This is a genomic window from Variovorax sp. 10N420 (genome assembly GCF_056394705.1).
Genome location: NZ_JBFTIJ010000001.1, coordinates 199,600 through 217,143 on the forward strand (window position 1 = coordinate 199,600; position 17,544 = coordinate 217,143).

18 protein-coding genes and 1 tRNA gene are annotated in these 17,544 nt (G+C 63.1%); 4 read left to right on the plus strand and 15 right to left on the minus strand.

The genetic code is table 11. The features are described from left to right. Positions 1 to 1,215: a PP2C family protein-serine/threonine phosphatase gene (locus AC1DEK_RS00945; protein WP_478123325.1), complete on the plus strand. Its 1,215-nt coding sequence runs from the start codon at positions 1 to 3 to the stop codon at positions 1,213 to 1,215. Between the two features lie 272 nt (positions 1,216 to 1,487). On the opposite strand, the gene AC1DEK_RS00950 is transcribed toward AC1DEK_RS00945, so the two are convergent. Then, complete coding sequence (locus AC1DEK_RS00950; RefSeq protein WP_478123326.1) at positions 1,488 to 2,462, minus strand: alpha/beta hydrolase family protein; 975 nt, start codon at positions 2,460 to 2,462, stop codon at positions 1,488 to 1,490. Then, positions 2,455 to 3,261: a serine aminopeptidase domain-containing protein gene (locus AC1DEK_RS00955; RefSeq protein WP_478123327.1), complete on the minus strand. Its 807-nt coding sequence runs from the start codon at positions 3,259 to 3,261 to the stop codon at positions 2,455 to 2,457. Before AC1DEK_RS00955 ends, AC1DEK_RS00950 begins: the two co-directional genes overlap by 8 nt. Positions 3,262 to 3,770: 509 nt before the next feature. On the opposite strand from AC1DEK_RS00955, the gene AC1DEK_RS00960 reads away from it, so the two are divergent. Together AC1DEK_RS00960 and AC1DEK_RS00965 are read left to right on the plus strand one after the other, a co-directional pair. Beyond that, a complete protein-coding gene (locus AC1DEK_RS00960) occupies positions 3,771 to 4,181 on the plus strand; it encodes a (R)-mandelonitrile lyase (RefSeq protein WP_478123328.1) in 411 nt (136 codons plus the stop codon). Further along, the gene (locus tag AC1DEK_RS00965; RefSeq protein WP_478123329.1) at positions 4,147 to 4,854 is read left to right on the plus strand and encodes a carboxymuconolactone decarboxylase family protein; all 708 of its coding nucleotides are present in this window, start codon (positions 4,147 to 4,149) and stop codon (positions 4,852 to 4,854) included. The genes AC1DEK_RS00960 and AC1DEK_RS00965 overlap by 35 nt, the downstream gene beginning before the upstream one ends. A gap of 117 nt (positions 4,855 to 4,971) precedes the next feature. On the opposite strand, the gene AC1DEK_RS00970 is transcribed toward AC1DEK_RS00965, so the two are convergent. The 5 genes from AC1DEK_RS00970 to tolB all read right to left on the minus strand — a co-directional run bounded on the left by AC1DEK_RS00970 (position 4,972) and on the right by tolB (position 8,425). Beyond that, positions 4,972 to 5,047, minus strand: a tRNA-Lys gene (locus AC1DEK_RS00970). Positions 5,048 to 5,108: 61 nt separating this feature from the next. Next, a complete protein-coding gene (locus tag AC1DEK_RS00975) occupies positions 5,109 to 5,912 on the minus strand; it encodes a tRNA threonylcarbamoyladenosine dehydratase (RefSeq protein WP_478123330.1) in 804 nt (267 codons plus the stop codon). Between the two features lie 14 nt (positions 5,913 to 5,926). Continuing rightward, positions 5,927 to 6,664, minus strand: a complete 738-nt coding sequence (gene ybgF / locus AC1DEK_RS00980) for a tol-pal system protein YbgF (RefSeq protein ID WP_478123331.1) — start codon at positions 6,662 to 6,664, stop codon at positions 5,927 to 5,929. 2 nt (positions 6,665 to 6,666) lie between these two features. Continuing rightward, positions 6,667 to 7,179, minus strand: coding sequence for a peptidoglycan-associated lipoprotein Pal (pal, locus tag AC1DEK_RS00985; RefSeq protein ID WP_478123332.1), 513 nt, complete (start codon positions 7,177 to 7,179; stop codon positions 6,667 to 6,669). 19 nt (positions 7,180 to 7,198) lie between these two features. After that, on the minus strand, positions 7,199 to 8,425 hold the full coding sequence (gene tolB / locus AC1DEK_RS00990; RefSeq protein ID WP_478123962.1) for a Tol-Pal system beta propeller repeat protein TolB: 1,227 nt from the start codon (positions 8,423 to 8,425) through the stop codon (positions 7,199 to 7,201). 276 nt (positions 8,426 to 8,701) lie between these two features. On the opposite strand from tolB, the gene msbA reads away from it, so the two are divergent. Beyond that, positions 8,702 to 10,444 (plus strand): lipid A export permease/ATP-binding protein MsbA, encoded by a 1,743-nt coding sequence (gene msbA, locus AC1DEK_RS00995; RefSeq protein ID WP_478123963.1) that lies wholly within the window; start codon positions 8,702 to 8,704, stop codon positions 10,442 to 10,444. A gap of 118 nt (positions 10,445 to 10,562) precedes the next feature. Here the strand turns inward: msbA and rng are convergent, their stop codons facing one another. From rng to AC1DEK_RS01035, 8 genes are read right to left on the minus strand one after another with little or no spacing between them, the layout of a single operon-like run. Continuing rightward, positions 10,563 to 12,089 (minus strand): ribonuclease G, encoded by a 1,527-nt coding sequence (gene rng / locus AC1DEK_RS01000; protein ID WP_478123333.1) that lies wholly within the window; start codon positions 12,087 to 12,089, stop codon positions 10,563 to 10,565. Between the two features lie 13 nt (positions 12,090 to 12,102). Beyond that, positions 12,103 to 12,708, minus strand: a complete 606-nt coding sequence (locus AC1DEK_RS01005) for a Maf family protein (protein WP_478123334.1) — start codon at positions 12,706 to 12,708, stop codon at positions 12,103 to 12,105. Positions 12,709 to 12,718: 10 nt separating this feature from the next. Then, positions 12,719 to 13,186, minus strand: coding sequence for a 23S rRNA (pseudouridine(1915)-N(3))-methyltransferase RlmH (rlmH, locus tag AC1DEK_RS01010; protein WP_478123335.1), 468 nt, complete (start codon positions 13,184 to 13,186; stop codon positions 12,719 to 12,721). Continuing rightward, complete coding sequence (gene rsfS, locus AC1DEK_RS01015; RefSeq protein ID WP_478123336.1) at positions 13,183 to 13,860, minus strand: ribosome silencing factor; 678 nt, start codon at positions 13,858 to 13,860, stop codon at positions 13,183 to 13,185. The genes rlmH and rsfS overlap by 4 nt, the downstream gene beginning before the upstream one ends. Beyond that, positions 13,860 to 14,480: a nicotinate-nucleotide adenylyltransferase gene (gene nadD, locus AC1DEK_RS01020; RefSeq protein WP_478123337.1), complete on the minus strand. Its 621-nt coding sequence runs from the start codon at positions 14,478 to 14,480 to the stop codon at positions 13,860 to 13,862. Before nadD ends, rsfS begins: the two co-directional genes overlap by 1 nt. Beyond that, positions 14,471 to 15,397 (minus strand): oxygen-dependent coproporphyrinogen oxidase, encoded by a 927-nt coding sequence (hemF, locus tag AC1DEK_RS01025; protein ID WP_478123338.1) that lies wholly within the window; start codon positions 15,395 to 15,397, stop codon positions 14,471 to 14,473. Before hemF ends, nadD begins: the two co-directional genes overlap by 10 nt. Beyond that, on the minus strand, positions 15,397 to 16,692 hold the full coding sequence (gene purD / locus AC1DEK_RS01030; protein WP_478123339.1) for a phosphoribosylamine--glycine ligase: 1,296 nt from the start codon (positions 16,690 to 16,692) through the stop codon (positions 15,397 to 15,399). The genes hemF and purD overlap by 1 nt, the downstream gene beginning before the upstream one ends. A 25-nt stretch (positions 16,693 to 16,717) precedes the next feature. After that, positions 16,718 to 17,443, minus strand: coding sequence for a YebC/PmpR family DNA-binding transcriptional regulator (locus AC1DEK_RS01035; protein ID WP_478123340.1), 726 nt, complete (start codon positions 17,441 to 17,443; stop codon positions 16,718 to 16,720). Between the last annotated feature and the right edge of the window lie 101 nt (positions 17,444 to 17,544).

The window sequence follows — 17,544 nt, forward strand, 5'->3', positions numbered from 1 at the left end:
ATGCTCGATCTGCCGACACGCATCTCCGATTCGCTTCTGACGCTGTTGCATTCGCAGCGCGTGCTCGCGCACTTTGTCGTCGATGGCTCATTGAACCTCGTGCAGGCTGGCGGGCACCTGGAGCATTACGGGCTTGCTGAGCTCCGTTCGGGGGGCGCTGCTTCGGACCAGATCCCGTTTCTCGAAGGCATGCTGCCGCTTGCGGAAACTCCCTTCCTCATTCGATCGATGGAGATGCCGAGCGGCCGCGTGGCGGACGTTCATTTCTTTGCGGATGACAACACCGTCTGGATTCTTCTGCTCGACGTGACTGCGGAATACGAGGAAGCGCGGCGTGTGCAGCAGAAGGCCTACGACATGACCTTGCTCAGCCAGCGCGAGGCAAGGTTGATTGCGCAACTCGAGTCCGCCAACGAGGAACTGACTGTCGCGCATCGCGAGCTTGCCTCGTCCCGCGAGGACCTGCAACGCACGCATGACCGCCTGCAGCAGGAACTGCGCGATGCCGAGCGATATGTGCGAGCCATCCTCCCTGCACCGCTGTCGGGCCCGCTCGTGGTCGACTGGCGATTCGTTCCATCCACCGAATTGGGTGGAGACTCGTTCGGCTATCACTGGGTGGACGACGAGCACTTCGCGCTGTATCTCATCGACGTATGTGGCCATGGTGTGGGCTCAGCCCTTCTATCGGTGGCGGTTGCGGACACGCTGCGTTCGGAGGGTCTTGCGCGAATCGACTTCCGCAATCCCGGCGAGGTGCTGACTGCGCTCAATCTGGCTTATCAGATGGAAAGCCACGGGGAGCTGTTCTGCACGGTTTGGTACGGCGTGTACCACCGTGCAAGCGGCGGTCTTCGTTATGCCTCCGCGGGCCATCCACCGGCCATTCTTGTGAACGGGCCTTGCGACGGGATGGGGGGCGGACGGCAACTGCAGGCGTCCGGCCCTTGCGTCGGCATCTCTCCTGCGGCGCGCTACCAGGAAGGACAGTGCATTCTCGAATCGCCATCGCGGCTGTTTATCTTCAGCGATGGGACTTATGAGATCCGCAGACCCGACGGCTCGATGCTGGAGTTCTCGGATTTTGCTGAATTGCTCGCGCGTCCGGTTCTCGAAGGGGAGTCAGAGTTGGACAAGCTGCTGGACTATGCGCGCGACGCGCACGGGCCGGGTGTGCTTGAGGATGACTTCACGATCATCAAGATGGCGCTTTGAATCTCGGCCGCCGCCCAAGCCAGACAAGCTATCGATAAAAGGCCACTTTTATCGCCCAACATGCGGCGACAAGGACCAGCACCCAATCAAACGCTGTCACGAAATTCGTCCTCCTTTGGGTTCTTGGGATCAATCCAGATGAACAATGTCAGGAAGATAAATACAAAGGCCATGGCAATTGCGCTGACACCCCGCCGCAAGGCGCGTATGAACATAGGTGACATGACATCCTCCCGATTCTTGAACTTATGGTTGGTCAGTGAACCCGCTCATCAAGTCCGCGCGTGCTCCAGCACCGTCGGGACGCGCGGCTCCGGGATTCGGATGCCCTCCCCTGTCGCGACCGCGGAAGGCGACAAGGCTCGGCCCGATCCTTGGATCACTCGCATGGCCCAGTCGCACACCACGGACATGAATATCTTTTGCGCCTTCAGCGATAAGAGACTGTGGTCGACCTCCGGCAGGAAACGGTATTCGGCCCTGCGTATGAACGGTTCGTTGACGAATGGACCGAGTTGGTCGCGGTTCCAGTCCCTGGCCTGGAGCGTTGCGCTGTAGACGAACATGACCGCGACGTCGCGCTCCGCGATCTGTCCCATGGACCTGCAAAACAGGTCAGCGACTGCGCGCCGGTCGTCCGCGGCGAAGATGCTCGCGGGCCCTGCCGCCGCTGCCGACCCCGTGCGGCCCTTCGATGCTGCGTGGAGTGCGGGCAGCAACGCGCGCTGCATGTTGCTATACACCCGCCCGAGCAGTGCGGTCACCGAACGCTCGGCCAGGAAGCTTTGAAGGCTTCGATCCCATCGAGCGCGACGGCTCGGAAATGTATAGCCGTCGAACATCAGCAAGCCGATCATCCGCGGATCGCTCACACAGAGTGCGAGGCCGCTGCCCGCTCCCGAGCACAGGCCGACGAGAACGAAGCGCTCGATGCCGAGCAAGGTTTGCATCAGGTTCATCGCCGCCTGAAGATCGAGCACCTCCCGCTTGCGGAAATGCTCGTCACCGCTGGCCGGGCGACTGTCGCCGAGGCCGGCAAGATCGATGCGGATGCTGCTGACGCCCATGCCCGCCAGCTGTCGCGCCAGCTTGACGTTGATGCGGCGTGGACCGACCCGGTGATTGGCTCCCACATTGAGCAGCAGGCATCCGACAGGCGCCATCGATTTTTGCGCCGGCGTCGCAATCAGCCCGATCAGAGAGTCGTCCGGCCCGAACAGGACCGGCATTTCCTTGTAGTCATTCATGGATGTGCCTCCATAGGCATTGCACAGCTTCGGCCGGAACCATGGCGCTGTCCGCGAAAGGGTCGGACGTCCATACCAGCGAGTGCGAAAAGGGAACCAGCCGCACCGGCGCGCCGCGCTCGGCCTGCTCGACAGTCCACGTATGCGCAACGGTGTCTTCGGGGTCTGCCAGCACGATGGTCGAGTGCAGCAGAGGCAGCTTCATCGAACTGGGCGACAGGGCTCGCAATTGCTGGCGCAGCTCCGGCGAAACGGCGAAACCGAGCAGCTCGTCGGTGAAGGCGTCCTTGTCCTCGACGAGGCTGCGACGCCATTCGGGCTTTGGCCTGAGATACGACACCTCGAGGGCCGAGACATGGGCTGTGCGTACGTCCTCCAGATAGCGCGCCCCATCGAGAATCGGGTCCCAGAGGATCAGGCGCGACAAGTCGCTGTACCGGCCTTGTGTGGCGAGCACGGCCACCGCCGCGCCAAGGCGCGAACCCAGCCAGATGATGCGGCGCGGCGCCGCGCGGCGTCGCAGTTCTTCGTGGGCGATACCGACATCGCGGACCCAGCCGTGAATGTCGCCCTCGAAGTCTTCACCCGGCGCGTCGCCGGTACCGTGATAGTCGAATCGCAGCACCGGCATTCCTGCACGGGCGAGACGATCGGAGAGCACGCGGAACATTCGATGCGTACGTATCGCTTCCTGCCCGAAAGGTGGACAAAGGAGGACGGCGGCGTCTGCGGCGCCTTCAGTCGCGTGATACACGCCAAAGAGCCGGCGAGAGCCCGGCCCGAAGATCATTGGAGTCATGGCAGATGACCTGATTCGTCCAGGCGGGCGACATCACGCCGGTAGCCGATTTGGCCGTCATTGGCGGGGGAGATCCGACGGCTCGCAAGGCAACTGCTGGACGGATGGCTTGCGCAGGCAGTCGCGCGTGACAGGCAAGGAGGAGACTCGCGCCTCCCCGCTCTCGCTCCCGTCCCTCCCCTCAACGCGGCCATGGCCTACCTTTTTATGCAACGATAAGTTACGTTCAATGTAGCATCAAAGTAGCATCAAAGTAGCAATTTCCGTAAGCTATTTCAGGGCTAGTACAAATACTTAACGGATGCGCGTCAGTGATGCGGTCGCAGGCGAGTCCAAATGCGTGCGGCGGCCGATAGCGGTGCCCTGCGACTGTTTTTCTTATCAGTGCAGGCGTAATCTTTGCCCGTCTGGCCGTCACCCTTGCAGATGCGACGCACTGCCCTGCACCACGCCTGACTCTGCTGGCGACGGGCCCCACTTGATTTTCGACAACCATCAAGAGGTCCACCATGATGCTCAAACGCGCAGGCTCACAGCCTTCGGCACAAGGCCCGTCCGCCTACTTCACCGGCCAGGTGCGAATCGATCCGCTGAACGCACCGCCCGAGCCAGCCCGCGCGTCGTGCGCAAGCGTCACCTTCGAGCCCGGAGCGCGCAGTGCGTGGCACACGCACCCTCTCGGGCAGACTCTGATCGTGACCGCTGGCTGCGGCTGGACGCAGTGCGAAGGCGAGCCGATCGTGGAGATTCGCGCAGGCGACGTGATCTGGTGTCCACCGGGGCACCGGCATTGGCATGGCGCCACACCCACGACGGCGATGACTCATATCGCCATTCAAGAAGCGCTCGACGGCAAGAACGTCGAATGGATGGAAAAGGTGAGCGATGCCGAATATCTCGCGGGACCTCCGGCGGTTTGAAAACGACACCACCATGACGCATCAATCTCAACCTCAATCTCAGTCGCCTCAGTCGCTCCTCCCCGCCTCCCGGCGGGCCATTGTTCCCATTGCGGCCTTCGCAGCCGTTGGCGGGATCGCCAAGCTCCGCTCGGCACTCAATCACGGGCTCGATGCCGGACTCACCGTCAATGAATGCAAGGAAGTCCTGGTGCAGTTGTATGCCTATGCCGGCTTCCCGCGCAGCCTCAATGCCTTGGCGGAACTGATGAATGTGACCAAGGATCGCGAGCAGCGGGGAATCAACGATCCAGCCGGCAGCACTCCGACGCCGCTGCCTGCCGGCAGCAACATCATGGACATCGGAACGGCGAACCAGACCAAACTCTCGGGCGCTCCTGTACGCGGACCGCTGTTCGAGTTTGCCCCGGCCATCGACGAGTACCTGAAGGCTCACTTGTTTGGAGACATCTTCGCGCGGGACAATCTCGACTGGCAGAGCCGTGAGCTTGCAACCGTGAGCGCGCTGTCCGCATTGGCGGGCGTCGAGCCGCAACTCGTGGCGCACATTCGAATCAGTCTGAACGTTGGTTTGACGAAAGCTCAGTTGAGCGAAGTGGCAGATATCCTCCGGGAGATAGTCGGAGAGGATGCGGCGGTACGCGTACGGGAGGCGCTGCAGGAGAAGGCATAGGGCCTCACTGGTGAACGAGAACGACACACCTTGCAGAAAGATGTGACTTGGCCGAACCAAAACAAAAAGCCTGCCATTAACCAAATAGCAGGCTTCTCATATGTCCACGCGGGTAGTTGGTAGGACGTACTGGATTCGAACCAGTGACCAACGGATTAAAAGTCCGCTGCTCTACCAACTGAGCTAACGTCCCCTACCCATTTACCAGTCGCTTCTTCGTTCTTTGCTGGCGTTGAATCCAGCAAAGCCAGAAATTATAGCGTGCCATTCCTGGCGATTCGGTCCAAAACCCAGCCTGCCGCACATTGGCCGAAGGTGGCAGTGACGCTCACTACCGAACCATAGCCGTGGCAGTTGAGCGTGCCATCGCCCTCCATCGCGCACGAAGCATCAGGCGGCGCCACGCTCTCCCGGCTGAAGACACAGTTCACGCCGATCTTCCGGCCTTCGCGTGGAGCACCGTGCTCCTTGCGAAGTCGCTGGCGCAGCTGCGCGAGCAGAGGATCGTGAGTCACCAAAGCGAGGTCATCGATGTCGACCTTGTGCGCGAGTCGCTTGCCGCCGGCCGCGCCGACGGTGATGAAATCTACCCCCGTTTCGCGCGCCCATGCGGCCATGACCAACTTGGCGCGCACCTGGTCGCAAGCATCGATGACCGCGGTGGGCGATCCATTTGCGTCCTGCGCCATTGAAAGCAGCGAAAGCCAGTTGCCGGGCTCGACGAATTCATCGATAGCGGAGACCTGGCAAGACGGGTTGACCTGTGCAATGCGTTCGCGCATGGCCTCGACCTTGGCCTGTCCCACCGTGGCTTCCAGCGCGTGAATCTGGCGGTTGATGTTGGACTCGGCAATGTGATCGAGATCGATCAACGTCAGCCGCCCCACTCCACTGCGAGCGAGCGCCTCGACGGCCCACGAGCCGACGCCGCCGATGCCGACGACCAGCACATGCGACGACCGAATCGCTGTAGCACCCGCAACCCCGTACAGCCGCTCCAGGCCACCGAATCGGCGGGCCAGATCGGCGTCGTCCGAGATGACGACAGGAGAAGGCATGGCGCTCAGCAAGATCAGCGCAGGCGCGAAAGGCGCTCGCGACCGGCCTGTGCGGCTTCGGACTGCGGATAGGCCTTGGTCAGGTCTTCCAGCGTCTTGCGTGCCGCCCGCGTGTCTTTCAGTTCGATTTGGCAGTTCGCGATCGACAACACGGCTTCAGGGGCCTTGGCGTGGTCAGGCGCGAGCGAAAGCATCGACCTGAAATTGGCAATCGCCTCGTTGTAGTTTCGGGTTGCATACTGCGCATTGCCGAGCCAGAACAAGGCGGAGGCGTTGTAGCCGCTTTGCGGATAGCGTTTGACGAAATCCGCGAACGCGGTTTGCGCCTGAGCAAACTGGCCCGCCCTGAAGATGCCCAATGCCGCATCGAAGTCGGCCTTTTCCTTGGGGTCGGCGTTGAACTCGCGTCCATCGATCGACACCTTCGAGGGCTCGTTCTTCTTCAGCTGGTTGTCGACTTCAGTCTGCCGCTGCTGCATCTCGGTGAGAGTGCGCGTCAGCTGTTCGTTCTGCCCGGTCATGCGTGCGATGTCGCCGCGCATCTGTTCAATCTGGTTTTGCAAATCGAGCAGGCTGCGCCGCAGCTGCGCGTTCTCGTCGGCGCTCTGGGTGCGCATCGTCTCGACGCGCTGGCGCAGATCGAGAATGGCGCGGCGTGCCTCGTCGTCCTCGAAGAGGGCGGCCTGTGCGCCTAACGAGGCGCACAACAAGACAACAGCGAGGGCCGCCCCTCGCAAGGAAACACGGGGCATGATCAACGATAAGTGATTTCGGCGCGGCGATTTTGCGCCCACACGTCCTCACCCGTACCTTGCGCCGCAGGCTTTTCCTTGCCAAAGCTCACGGCTTCGATCTGGCTGTCGTTGACGCCGAGCAAGGTCAGCGAACGGCGAACCGCCTCCGAACGCTTCTGTCCCAGCGCCAAGTTGTATTCGCGGCCGCCGCGCTCGTCGGTGTGGCCTTCGATCGAGATGTGACGCTGCGGATTCGCCTTCAGGAAGCGAGCGTGTCCGTCGATCAGCGACTGGAATTCAGGCTTGACGGTATAGCTGTCGAAGTCGAAATAGATGATTCGCGCGACACCGACGGGGCCCTGCGCAGTTTGTGCATTCGGGTCGATGGTGACCGGTGCAACACCGCTGGCAGCGCCGCCCGAGCCCTGGCCCGCGCCACGATCGACCACTGGCGTGTCGTTGAGTTTGGTGCCCGACGAGCAGCCGGCGATCAGAGCCACGATGGCCAACGAATAAATCGTACGTTTCAACATTTCGAACTCCTCAAGTTAATCATTGCTTTTGAAACGGACCCCAGTCCGGTTCGCGGATGTCTCCCGCCTGTCCCGCCAGGCGTGCTTTTATCTTTCCGTCCAGCGTGGTCGTCATCAACGCCTCGCGGCCTTGAAGCTTGGTCGCGTAGACGATCAACTTACTGTTGGGGGCAAAGCTCGGACGCTCGTCGGCGGTGGTGTCGGTGATGGCCTGCGCGTTGCCGGTCGCCAACTCCATGACATGGAGTTTGAAGCCACCATTGACGCGCGAGATGTAGGCCAACCACCGGCCGTCGCCGCTGATCGCCGGAGAGATGTTGTAGGTACCGTTGAAGGTGACCCGGGTCGGGTTGCCTCCGCCAGCACCCATCTTGTAGATCTGCGGTGCACCGCCGCGATCGCTCACGAAATAGATCGAACTGCCGTCGGGCGAGTACACGGGCTCGGTGTCGATGCTGTTGCTCTGCGTGAGCCGGCGCGGCTCGCCGCCGCTCGAAGAGATGGTGTAGAGCTGTGATCCGCCGTCGCGGCTCAGCGTGACCGCGAGCGTGTTGCCGTCCGGCGCCCAAGCCGGTGCGCTGTTGGAGCCGCGGAAGTTGGCGACCAGCCGGCGCTGCCCACTTGCGACGTTGTGTACGTAGACCACCGGCTTGCGCGACTCGAAGGACACGTACGCGAGCTGCGTTCCGTTGGATGACCAGCGCGGCGAAATGATGGGTTCGGGGCTTGCCAGCGCGGCCTGTGCGTTTTCGCCATCCGCATCGGCGACCCAAAGGCTGTAGCGGTTGCCGCCCTTGGTGACGTAGGCGATGCGCGTCGAGAAGATGCCTTTTTCGCCGGTCAGCTTTTCGTAGACATAGTCTGCGATCCGATGCGACGCCAGCCGAAGGTCGCCTTGCGGCACGGTGAAGCTCTGCCCGCCGAGGTCCTGTCCACGAACAACATCCCAGAGGCGGAAGCGGACGTCGTAGCGCCCATCGGCAAGCCGAGTCACGCTGCCGACGACCAGTGAATCGGCGGTGCGCTGGCGCCAAAGGCTGAGGTCGGGACGGGAGGTTTCGTCGAGCGCTTGCCCGGACGCATCGACGCCGCGGAATTGCCCGCTGCGCTCGAGGTCGGCCTGAACGATCGTGGAAATCTTCTGCGGCGACGCGTCTTCACCCTTGAAAGGGGCAAGCGCGATCGGAAGCTGCGTCAACCCGACCCCCGAGACTTCGACCCGAAACTGGGCGAGCGCGGGGACCATCGGGGAGGCAGCGAGAGCCGCAATCAAGGCGCGGCGAGCGAGGAACGATGAAGAAGGGGTTGGGGGAAAGTCTTGCAACTGCTTTTTCATGCGGTTCGGAGAGGTTTCCGAGGAATAAGTTCGCGCCTCGGACTTGACGAGGCCACATGGTACACATTGCGATGCACGTAGCGTCACAAAACGTGTATGACCCGGCGCGGTCCTACAGGAATGACGATCGTAGAATCCGCCGCCATGCAGCCCTCCCCCGCCGCCGAAGTCGCGCGCCCCCCCTTGATGCGCCGACTCGCGCGACTGATGGCCTGGTTCGGCGGCTCGCGCCGCTGGTGGGCTCTCGGATTCTTTACCGCACTCATTGCCGCGCTCACCGAGCCACTGATGCCCGCGTTGGTCAAGCCTTTGCTCGACCGTGGATTCACGCGCGGCCAGCTGGCGCTCTGGATCGTTCCGGTATGCATGATCCTTCTTTTCGCGGTCCGTGGACTGGCGCAATTCATTTCCCAATACGCCCTCGCGCGCATCGCGAACGAAGGCATGCAACGGCTTCGGCGCATGCTTTTCGAAAAGCTGCTCGCCGCCGAGCTCGCCCTCTTCTCGCGGCAATCCGCCAGCACGTTGTCGAACACCGTCGTGTATGAAGTCCAGACGGGCGGAATGCTGCTGGTGCAGGCCCTGCTCGGCCTGTCGCGCGACGGCCTGACGCTGATCGCGCTGCTGTGCTACCTGCTCTACCTGAACTGGAAACTGACGCTGATCGTCGGCGTCTTGGTACCCGGCGTGGGCTGGATCATGAAGGTGCTCTCCAAGCGCCTCTATCACCTGACGCGGCTTGGTCAGATCGCGACGGACGAGCTTGCATACGTGGTCGAGGAAAACGTGCTCGCGCATCGCGTCGTACGCCTGCACAACGCCCAGGAAAGCCAGACGAATCGCTTCGAGCGCCTGAGCCACAGCCTCAACCGGCTGGCCGTGAAGTCGACTATTGCATCGGCCGCCATGACGCCGCTGACGCAACTGCTCGCCGCCGTTGCGCTGTCGGTCGTGGTGGTGATCGCTCTGTGGCAGAGCAACGAACAGGGCCTGACCGTCGGCGGCTTTGTCGCCTACATCGCCGCCATGCTGATGCTGATTGCTCCCATCAGGCGGCTTGCGGACATGGCCAATCCCATCACGCGCGGACTCGCGGCGCTCGAACGTGGGCTCGAGCTGGTGGACACCGTAGGCGCCGAGCCGCAAGGCGGATTTGAAGTGCAACGCGCGAAAGGCCGGATTGAACTGCGACAAGCGCGCGTCACGTATCGCGGGGACGACGAATCGAGGGCCCTCGACGATGTCGATCTCGTCATTGAACCCGGCGAGGTCGTGGCCTTCGTCGGTCCATCGGGTTCGGGCAAGACGACACTGGTCAATCTGTTGCCGCGCTTTGTGCTGCCCAGCGGCGGCCGTGTGCTTCTCGATGGACATGACCTTGCCGAATGGCAGCTCAAGAGCCTGCGAGCGCAATTTGCGATGGTGAGCCAGGATGTGGTCATGCTGAACGACAGCCTGGCGGCCAACGTCGCGCTCGGCGCCCAGATAGATCCCGAGCGCATCCGGGCATGCGTAGCCGCGGCCAACCTCACGGTGCACGTCGATAGCCTGCCCAATGGCATCGACACCGTGCTCGGGCACAACGCCACCCAATTGTCCGGCGGCCAACGCCAGCGACTCGCCATCGCTCGCGCGCTCTACAAGGATGCCCCGATACTGCTTCTGGACGAAGCCACGTCGGCATTGGACACAGAGTCCGAGCGATCGGTCCAGGAGGCACTTCAGCGCCTCATGCAAGGCCGGACCACCCTCATCGTGGCCCACCGTTTGTCCACCATCCAGCACGCCGATCGCATCGTCGTGATGGACCACGGCCGCATCGCAGAACAAGGCACCCACGCGCAACTGATGGCGCTCGACGGCCTCTACGCGCGCCTGCAAAACCTCGCAGTCCGAGGCGCCCAACCCGGCCAAGATCCAAGGATTTGAGCTCGCCCCCAGGCTTGCTCACTTCGTGTAGCCGCCCACCCCCTACCGGGGGCGACACCGGCGGCCTGGCGAAGCCAGTTCCGCGGTGTTTCTGGATTGGGCCCGTGGTGACCGGTGGTCAGAGCAAGACGATGTCGTACTGGCCTTGGCCCATCTGGGGTTCGGCCTGCAGCGAGATCGGCTTGCCGATGAAATCGCTCAGCCCGGCAAGGTGCTGGCTTTCCTCGTCGAGGAACAGTTCGATCACTTGCGGCGAAGAGACGATGCGGAATTCGCGCGGCGTGAACTGGCGTGCTTCGCGCAGGATCTCGCGCAACACGTCGTAAGCCACGCTGCGCGGCGTCTTCACGATGCCTTGGCCGCCACAGGCGATGCATGGCTCGCACAGCATGTGCGCCAGCGACTCGCGCGTTCGCTTGCGCGTCATCTCCACAAGCCCCAGTTGCGAGAACCCGCCCGCCGTGGTCTTCACCCTGTCGCGCGCAAGCTGCTTGCGGAATTCGGCCAGCACCTGTTCACGGTGATCATCGCGCGCCATGTCGATGAAGTCGACGATGATGATTCCACCCAGGTTGCGCAGACGAAGCTGCCTGGCAATGGCCTGCGCAGCTTCGAGATTGGTCTTGAAGATGGTGTCGTCGAAATTGCGCGCGCCGACAAAGCCGCCGGTGTTCACGTCGACGGTGGTCAGCGCTTCGGTCTGGTCGACCACCAGGTACCCGCCGGACTTGAGATCGACGCGCCGCCCCAATGCCTTGGCGATTTCCTCGTCGATCGAATAGAGATCGAAGATCGGACGCTCGCCTTTGTAGAGCTGCAGCTTGCCGGCCGCCTGCGGCATGAATTCCAGGCCGAACTTGAGCAGCGCGTCGAACTGCTCGCGCGAATCGATGCGGATCGTCTGCGTGTCTTCGCTGGTCATGTCGCGCAGTACGCGCTGCAGCAGGCTCAGGTCCTGGTGCAACAGCGACATGGGCGGCATGCGCACCGACAGTTCCCGGATCCTGGACCAGGTCTTGCGCAGGTAGGCGATGTCTTCCGCAAGCTCGGCGTCGCTCGAATCCTCGCCGTTAGTGCGGAGGATGAAGCCGCCGGTGTTTGCCGGCACGACCCCACCTCCGTCGACCGCAGCTGCCGCCTCGATCAACACTTGCATCCGGCTGCGCAAGGCGTCCCGAAGATCGGCCGGGATCTTCTGGGAAACACCGACGTGATTGTCCTGAGGCAAGAAGACCAGCAGCCGGCCTGCGATGCTGATCTGGGTGGACAGCCGCGCGCCCTTCGTGCCGATCGGATCCTTGATCACCTGTACGAGCAGCGATTGCCCCTCGAACACCTGCTTCTCGATCGGAACCATTGCCGCGGGGTTGCGATGATCGCGCTCCGGCGACGGCGTGCTCGGACGCGATCCGGGCGTGAACGGCGCGAGGATGTCCGCAACATGCAGGAAAGCGGTGCGGTCCAACCCGATGTCGATGAATGCGGACTGCATGCCTGGGAGCACCCGCGATACCTTGCCGAGGTAGATATTGCCGACGAGCCCTCGCTCCAGCGTTCGTTCGAGGTGGAGTTCCTGGACCGCGCCGTGCTCGACCACTGCGACTCGCGTCTCTTGCGGGGACCAATTGATCAGGATGTCTTGCATCTGTTGTCCAGGTCTAAAGCGTGAAGCCGACCGTGCGGAGCAGCCCGGCAGTCTCGAACATCGGGAGGCCCATGATGCCCGAATGCGAGCCGCTGATGTGTTCGATGAATGCGGCCGCCCTTCCCTGTATGGCGTAGGCGCCAGCCTTGCCCATGGGCTCGCCGCTCGCGACGTACGCCACGATTCGCTCCGGTTCGACCGCAGCGAAGCGCACATGAGATACGTTCAGGAGCGCCTGTCTTTCGGCGCCATGCTGGAGGGCGATGGCGGTCATGACACGGTGGGTGCGGCCGGACAGCATGGCGAGCATGCGCTCAGCGTCTCGTTCGTCATCGGGCTTGCCAAGGATCGTTGATCCAAGCGCGACCGTGGTGTCCGCGCACAGGATCGGCGCGGCAGGCAGTGCCAGCCGCTGATGCCGCCGCACTGCCGCATCAAGCTTCAGGCCCGTGACGCGCTGGACGTAAGCCGTCGGCGATTCGCCGGGGCGGACGGCCTCGAGCGCTTCCGCATCCTCTTCGGGACCGGCCAGCAGCAATTCATGCCGCACGCCCAATTGACCGAGCAATTGCGCTCGTCGCGGGCTCTGAGACGCGAGGTAGATAAAGCCTGGGTTCATGCCGGGCGGCTCATTCGCGGTGGTATGGATGACCCGCGTTGACCGACCAGGCGCGATAGAGCTGCTCGACCAGCAGCACCCTCGCCATGGCGTGCGGGAGCGTGAGGTCGGAAAGCCGGATCCGCTCGTGCGCGGCGGCCTTGAAAGCCGGGTCCAGGCCGTCAGGGCCGCCGATGACCAACGCGACGTCGTCGCCCTCGCCCTGCCAGGCCTGGAGCCGGGCGGCAAGTGCCTTGGTGGTGAGGGACGTCCCGCGCTCGTCGAGGGCCACGATACGCATCCCTTTGGAAATGGCCGCCTCGATGCGCTCGCGTTCGGCGGCATAGAGCGTTTCGAGCGTCTTCGAGCCGCGCGGCTCGGTCTTGACAGCCCTCAGTTCGAGCTTGAGTTCAGGCGGGAATCGCTTGGCGTAATCATCCCAGGCGGTCTGTGCCCAGTCGGGCATGCGTTGCCCGACTGCGACCACCAGCAGCTTCATGACCTCGCGGCAGTGGTCTTGCGCGCAACCTTCTTGGCTGCCGGTGCCGTCTTCCTGGTGACAGTCTTGGCGCTGGTCTTTGCAGCGGCCTTCTTGGCCGGCGCCTTGTTCACGACCACTGTCTTGACGGGCGCCTTCGAAGCCGGCTTCTTCGCCGCAACCTTCTTGGCCGCGGGCTTTTTCTGCTTGGCAGCTTGTTCGGCAGCCCGGATGGCCGTCTTGGCTGCGCTCGAACGGCGCAAAGAAGTGTTCTTCGCGGCCGGCGCCTTTTCGTCTTCGGAAGCCCTGACCACGATGGGCTTGGTTGCGCCCAGCTTGGCACGCACCGGCTTGTCGCCCCAGATTTCCTCGAGGTGGTAGTACTGTCGAATGGCCGGCTGCATGATGTGCGCGACGGCGGAGCCGCAATCCACGATGATCCACTCGCCATTGGCCTCGCCTTCGACGCGGGGCTTGTTGAAGCCCGCCTCGCGCACGGCATCGAGCACGCTCGCGGCCAATGCCTTGGTCTGGCGATTGGAGGTTCCGGAAGCGACGATCACGCGTTCGAAGAGCGGCGACAGATGCTCAGTGTCGAAAACCTGGATGTCCTGCGCCTTGACGTCCTCGAGTCCATCGATGATGGCTCTCTGGAGTTTCTGGGTGTCTTTTTTGGCGGCGGCTTCAGTTCTCATCAGGCGGATCGGTAGAGATGGTGTTGTTCAATATAGCGTGCAACCGCCGGCGGAACCAGTTCGTTGAGGTCCTCGCCACGCGCGGCGCGCGACCGGATGTCGGTCGCGCTGATGTCCATTGGCGGGAGTTGGAGCTTTTCGAATCGCGCGCCGGCTGGAAGGGATGGCAGGTTCGAAGGGTCGAATTCGCCGGAAGAGCCCGTGGGTATTGCGCGATATGCTACGGAAATTATAGCGATCGAAAGTATGTCCTCCCAGCCGTGCCAGCGAGGCAGCGACAGGGCCTGGTCGGCGCCCATGATCAGAACGAGTTGCGCAGCTGGATGCGCTTGTTGCAATTCGCGCAACGTGTCGAGCGTGTAGGTCGGTCCGGGGCGGCTGATTTCGCGAGCATCGACCACCGTGTTGGCAATGCCGTCGAAGGCCAGGCGCGACATGGCCAGCCTGTCTTCGGCCGAGCTCAAGGCGCGCGCCTTGTGCCATGCCTGGCCGGTCGGGAAGATGCGAAGCTCGGCCAGCGCAAGCTGCGCAAGCGCCGACTGCACGAGCGCCACATGTGCCTTGTGCGGCGGATCGAAGGCGCCGCCGAAGACGCCGATCCGCGTTTTGATCAAAGCCATTCGCGCCGCACGATGAAGTCGCTGTAGAGCGCCGCCTCCGGGCTTCCGGGCTCGGGTTGTTGCCGATAGGCCCAGCTCGCAAGCGGCGGCATGGACAAAAGAATCGATTCGGTGCGCCCGCCAGACTGCAGGCCAAAGTGTGTGCCCCGGTCCCAGACGAGATTGAACTCCACATAACGGCCGCGGCGGTAAAGCTGGAATTGGCGTTCGCGCTCGCCGTAGGCAGTGTCTCGTCGCCGCTCGACGATCGGAATGTACGCCGGCAGGAAGGCATTCCCCACCGACCGCAGCATCGCGAAGCTTTCCGTGAAACCCAATTCGGAAAAGTCGTCGAAAAAGATTCCGCCAATGCCTCGCTGCTCGTTGCGATGCTTGAGAAAGAAATACTCATCGCACCAGGTCTTGAACCGCGGGTATTTGTCGTCGCCAAAAGGCGCGAGCGCATCGCGGCAGGTCCGATGAAAGTGAACGGCATCGTCCTCGAAGCCGTAATACGGCGTCAGGTCCATGCCGCCGCCGAACCAGCAGACCGGCGACGCATCGACCGGAAGCGCAGCCAGCATCCGGACATTCATGTGAACCGTCGGCACATACGGATTGCGCGGGTGAAACACCAGCGACACGCCCATGGCCTCGAACGGCGCGCCGGCAAGCTCGGGCCGGTGCTGCGTCGCCGAGGGCGGCAACTTCGGGCCGCGCACCTCGGAAAAGCCGCAACCTGCGCGCTCGAACAACTCGCCGCCTTCGAGGATGCAGGTCAACCCACTCCCCTGCAACACTTCGCCCGGGTCCTTGCGCCACTCGTCGCGAACGCAACTGCCGCCGTCCGCAGCCTCGACAGCCGCGATGATGTCGTGCTGCAGGCCGCGAAGGTAGTCGCCGACGTCCGCCGGCTGGGCGTCTGTCGAGCTTTGCATCAAGACTGCGAACCGCGCGCGTGCACGGCGCGGTGCCCGATGTCCTTGCGGTACTGCACGCCGTCGAACTGGACGCGCGCCGCGACGGCATAGGCGCGCTGCTGCGCCTGCTTGACACTGTCGGCCAGCACGGTCACGCAAAGCACGCGGCCGCCGCTGGTGACGAGTTCGCCGCCTTCGAGCGCGGTGCCGGCGTGGAACACCACGGCATCGGGCGCTTCCGGCGGGATGCCGCCGATGCGATCGCCTTTTCGCGGCGAAAGCGGATATCCGTGCGCCGCCAGGACAACGCCGAGCGCGACGCGGCGGTCCCATTCGAGTTCGACCTGGTCGAGCGTGCCGTCGGTCGCATGCCAGAAGACCTCGAAGAGATCGGACTTGAGCCGCAGCATGATCGGCTGCGTCTCCGGATCGCCCATCCGGCAATTGAATTCGAGCGTCTTCGGGTGCCCTGCCGCATCGATCATGAGGCCGGCGTAGAGGAAACCGGTATAGGGAATGCCGTCCTTTTCCATGCCGCGAATCGTCGGCAGGATGATCTCTCGCATGGCGCGCGCATGTACCTCCGCGGTCACCACCGGCGCGGGCGAATAGGCGCCCATGCCGCCGGTGTTCGGACCTTCGTCGCCGTCGAGCAGGCGTTTGTGGTCCTGGCTGGTCGCCAGTGCCGTCACGTTCTTGCCGTCGCACAGTACGATGAAACTGGCTTCTTCGCCCTGCAGGAATTCTTCGATGACGACCCGCGCGCCGCCTTCGTTGTGGGACACGCCGAACTTGTTGTCCAGCAGCATGAAGTCGATGGCTTCGTGCGCTTCGGCGAGCGTGGTTGCCACGACCACACCCTTGCCGGCGGCCAGGCCGTCCGCCTTGATCACGATCGGTGCACCCTTGGCATCGACATAGGCGTGTGCCGACGCAGCATCGGTGAAGGCCTCGTACTCGGCGGTCGGGATGCCGTGACGCTTCATGAACGACTTGGAGAAAGCCTTGGAGCTTTCCAGCTGCGCCGCGGCCTTGGTGGGTCCGAAGATGCGCATTCCGTGTGCGCGAAACTCGTCGACGACACCGGCCGCCAGCGGCGCCTCGGGCCCGACGACCGTCAAGGAAATCTTTTCCTGCTGTGCCCATGCGCGCAGCGCTGCGGGCTCCGAGATGTCGACGCATTCGTAGCGTCCGTCCGTACGCGTGCCGCCGTTGCCGGGCGCGACGTAAATCTTGCTCACGCGCAGCGATTGCGCCAGCCGCCATGCCAAAGCATGCTCGCGGCCGCCTCCCCCAATCACCAGTACCTTCATTCGCGGGCCTTCGTTGGCGCGTCCGTCATTCGGACATCGCTGCGTTGTGATAGACATCCTGCACGTCGTCGAGATCTTCGAGAACGTCGAGCAGCCTCTGCATCTTCGCGGCGTCCTCGCCCGCGAGCTCGATGGTGTTTTCGGCACGCATCGTCACCTCTGCCACTTCAGGCTTGAGGCCGGCGGCTTCGAGCGCGTTTTTCACGGCCTCGAAATCGGCGGCTGCCGTGAGCACTTCGATGGCGCCGTCGTCGTCGGTGATCACGTCCTCGGCGCCTGCCTCGAGCGCCACTTCCATCACCTTGTCTTCGTCGGTGCCCGGCGCGAACACGAACTGTCCGCAGTGCTTGAACTGGAATGCCACCGAGCCTTCGGTGCCCATGTTGCCGCCGTGCTTCGAAAAGGCATGGCGCACTTCGGCGACCGTGCGAACGCGGTTGTCCGTCATGGTGTCGACGATGATGGCCGCGCCGCCGATGCCGTAGCCCTCGTAGCGGATTTCCTCGTAGTTGACGCCTTCCAGATTGCCGGTGGCCTTGTCGATGTTGCGCTTGACCGTATCGGCGGGAAGGTTCACCGCCTTGGCCTTTTCAACGGCCAGCCGGAGCCGTGGATTGGCACCGAGGTCGCCGCCCCCCGTGCGCGCGGCCACCATGATTTCGCGGATGGCGCGGGTCCAGAGCTTTCCTCGCTTCTCGTCCTGCCGGCCCTTCCGATGCTGAATATTCGCCCATTTGCTGTGTCCGGCCATGGCTCAATCTCTCGCTATCCTGAGTTTTCAAAAGCAGGCAGTGAGTTTACTGTCCGGCGCGAACCGCGAGCGCCGCAATATGACGGGCGGCGAGCCGACTG

Coding starts and splice junctions, on each gene's coding strand:
- AC1DEK_RS00945 (WP_478123325.1), top strand. CDS start 1: ATGCTCGATCTGCCGACACGCATCTCCGATTCGCTTCTGACGCTGTTG.
- AC1DEK_RS00950 (WP_478123326.1), bottom strand. CDS start 2,462: ATGAATGACTACAAGGAAATGCCGGTCCTGTTCGGGCCGGACGACTCT.
- AC1DEK_RS00955 (WP_478123327.1), bottom strand. CDS start 3,261: ATGACTCCAATGATCTTCGGGCCGGGCTCTCGCCGGCTCTTTGGCGTG.
- AC1DEK_RS00960 (WP_478123328.1), top strand. CDS start 3,771: ATGATGCTCAAACGCGCAGGCTCACAGCCTTCGGCACAAGGCCCGTCC.
- AC1DEK_RS00965 (WP_478123329.1), top strand. CDS start 4,147: ATGCCGAATATCTCGCGGGACCTCCGGCGGTTTGAAAACGACACCACC.
- AC1DEK_RS00975 (WP_478123330.1), bottom strand. CDS start 5,912: ATGCCTTCTCCTGTCGTCATCTCGGACGACGCCGATCTGGCCCGCCGA.
- ybgF (WP_478123331.1), bottom strand. CDS start 6,664: ATGCCCCGTGTTTCCTTGCGAGGGGCGGCCCTCGCTGTTGTCTTGTTG.
- pal (WP_478123332.1), bottom strand. CDS start 7,179: ATGTTGAAACGTACGATTTATTCGTTGGCCATCGTGGCTCTGATCGCC.
- tolB (WP_478123962.1), bottom strand. CDS start 8,425: ATGGTCCCCGCGCTCGCCCAGTTTCGGGTCGAAGTCTCGGGGGTCGGG.
- msbA (WP_478123963.1), top strand. CDS start 8,702: ATGCGCCGACTCGCGCGACTGATGGCCTGGTTCGGCGGCTCGCGCCGC.
- rng (WP_478123333.1), bottom strand. CDS start 12,089: ATGCAAGACATCCTGATCAATTGGTCCCCGCAAGAGACGCGAGTCGCA.
- AC1DEK_RS01005 (WP_478123334.1), bottom strand. CDS start 12,708: ATGAACCCAGGCTTTATCTACCTCGCGTCTCAGAGCCCGCGACGAGCG.
- rlmH (WP_478123335.1), bottom strand. CDS start 13,186: ATGAAGCTGCTGGTGGTCGCAGTCGGGCAACGCATGCCCGACTGGGCA.
- rsfS (WP_478123336.1), bottom strand. CDS start 13,860: ATGAGAACTGAAGCCGCCGCCAAAAAAGACACCCAGAAACTCCAGAGA.
- nadD (WP_478123337.1), bottom strand. CDS start 14,480: ATGGCTTTGATCAAAACGCGGATCGGCGTCTTCGGCGGCGCCTTCGAT.
- hemF (WP_478123338.1), bottom strand. CDS start 15,397: ATGCAAAGCTCGACAGACGCCCAGCCGGCGGACGTCGGCGACTACCTT.
- purD (WP_478123339.1), bottom strand. CDS start 16,692: ATGAAGGTACTGGTGATTGGGGGAGGCGGCCGCGAGCATGCTTTGGCA.
- AC1DEK_RS01035 (WP_478123340.1), bottom strand. CDS start 17,443: ATGGCCGGACACAGCAAATGGGCGAATATTCAGCATCGGAAGGGCCGG.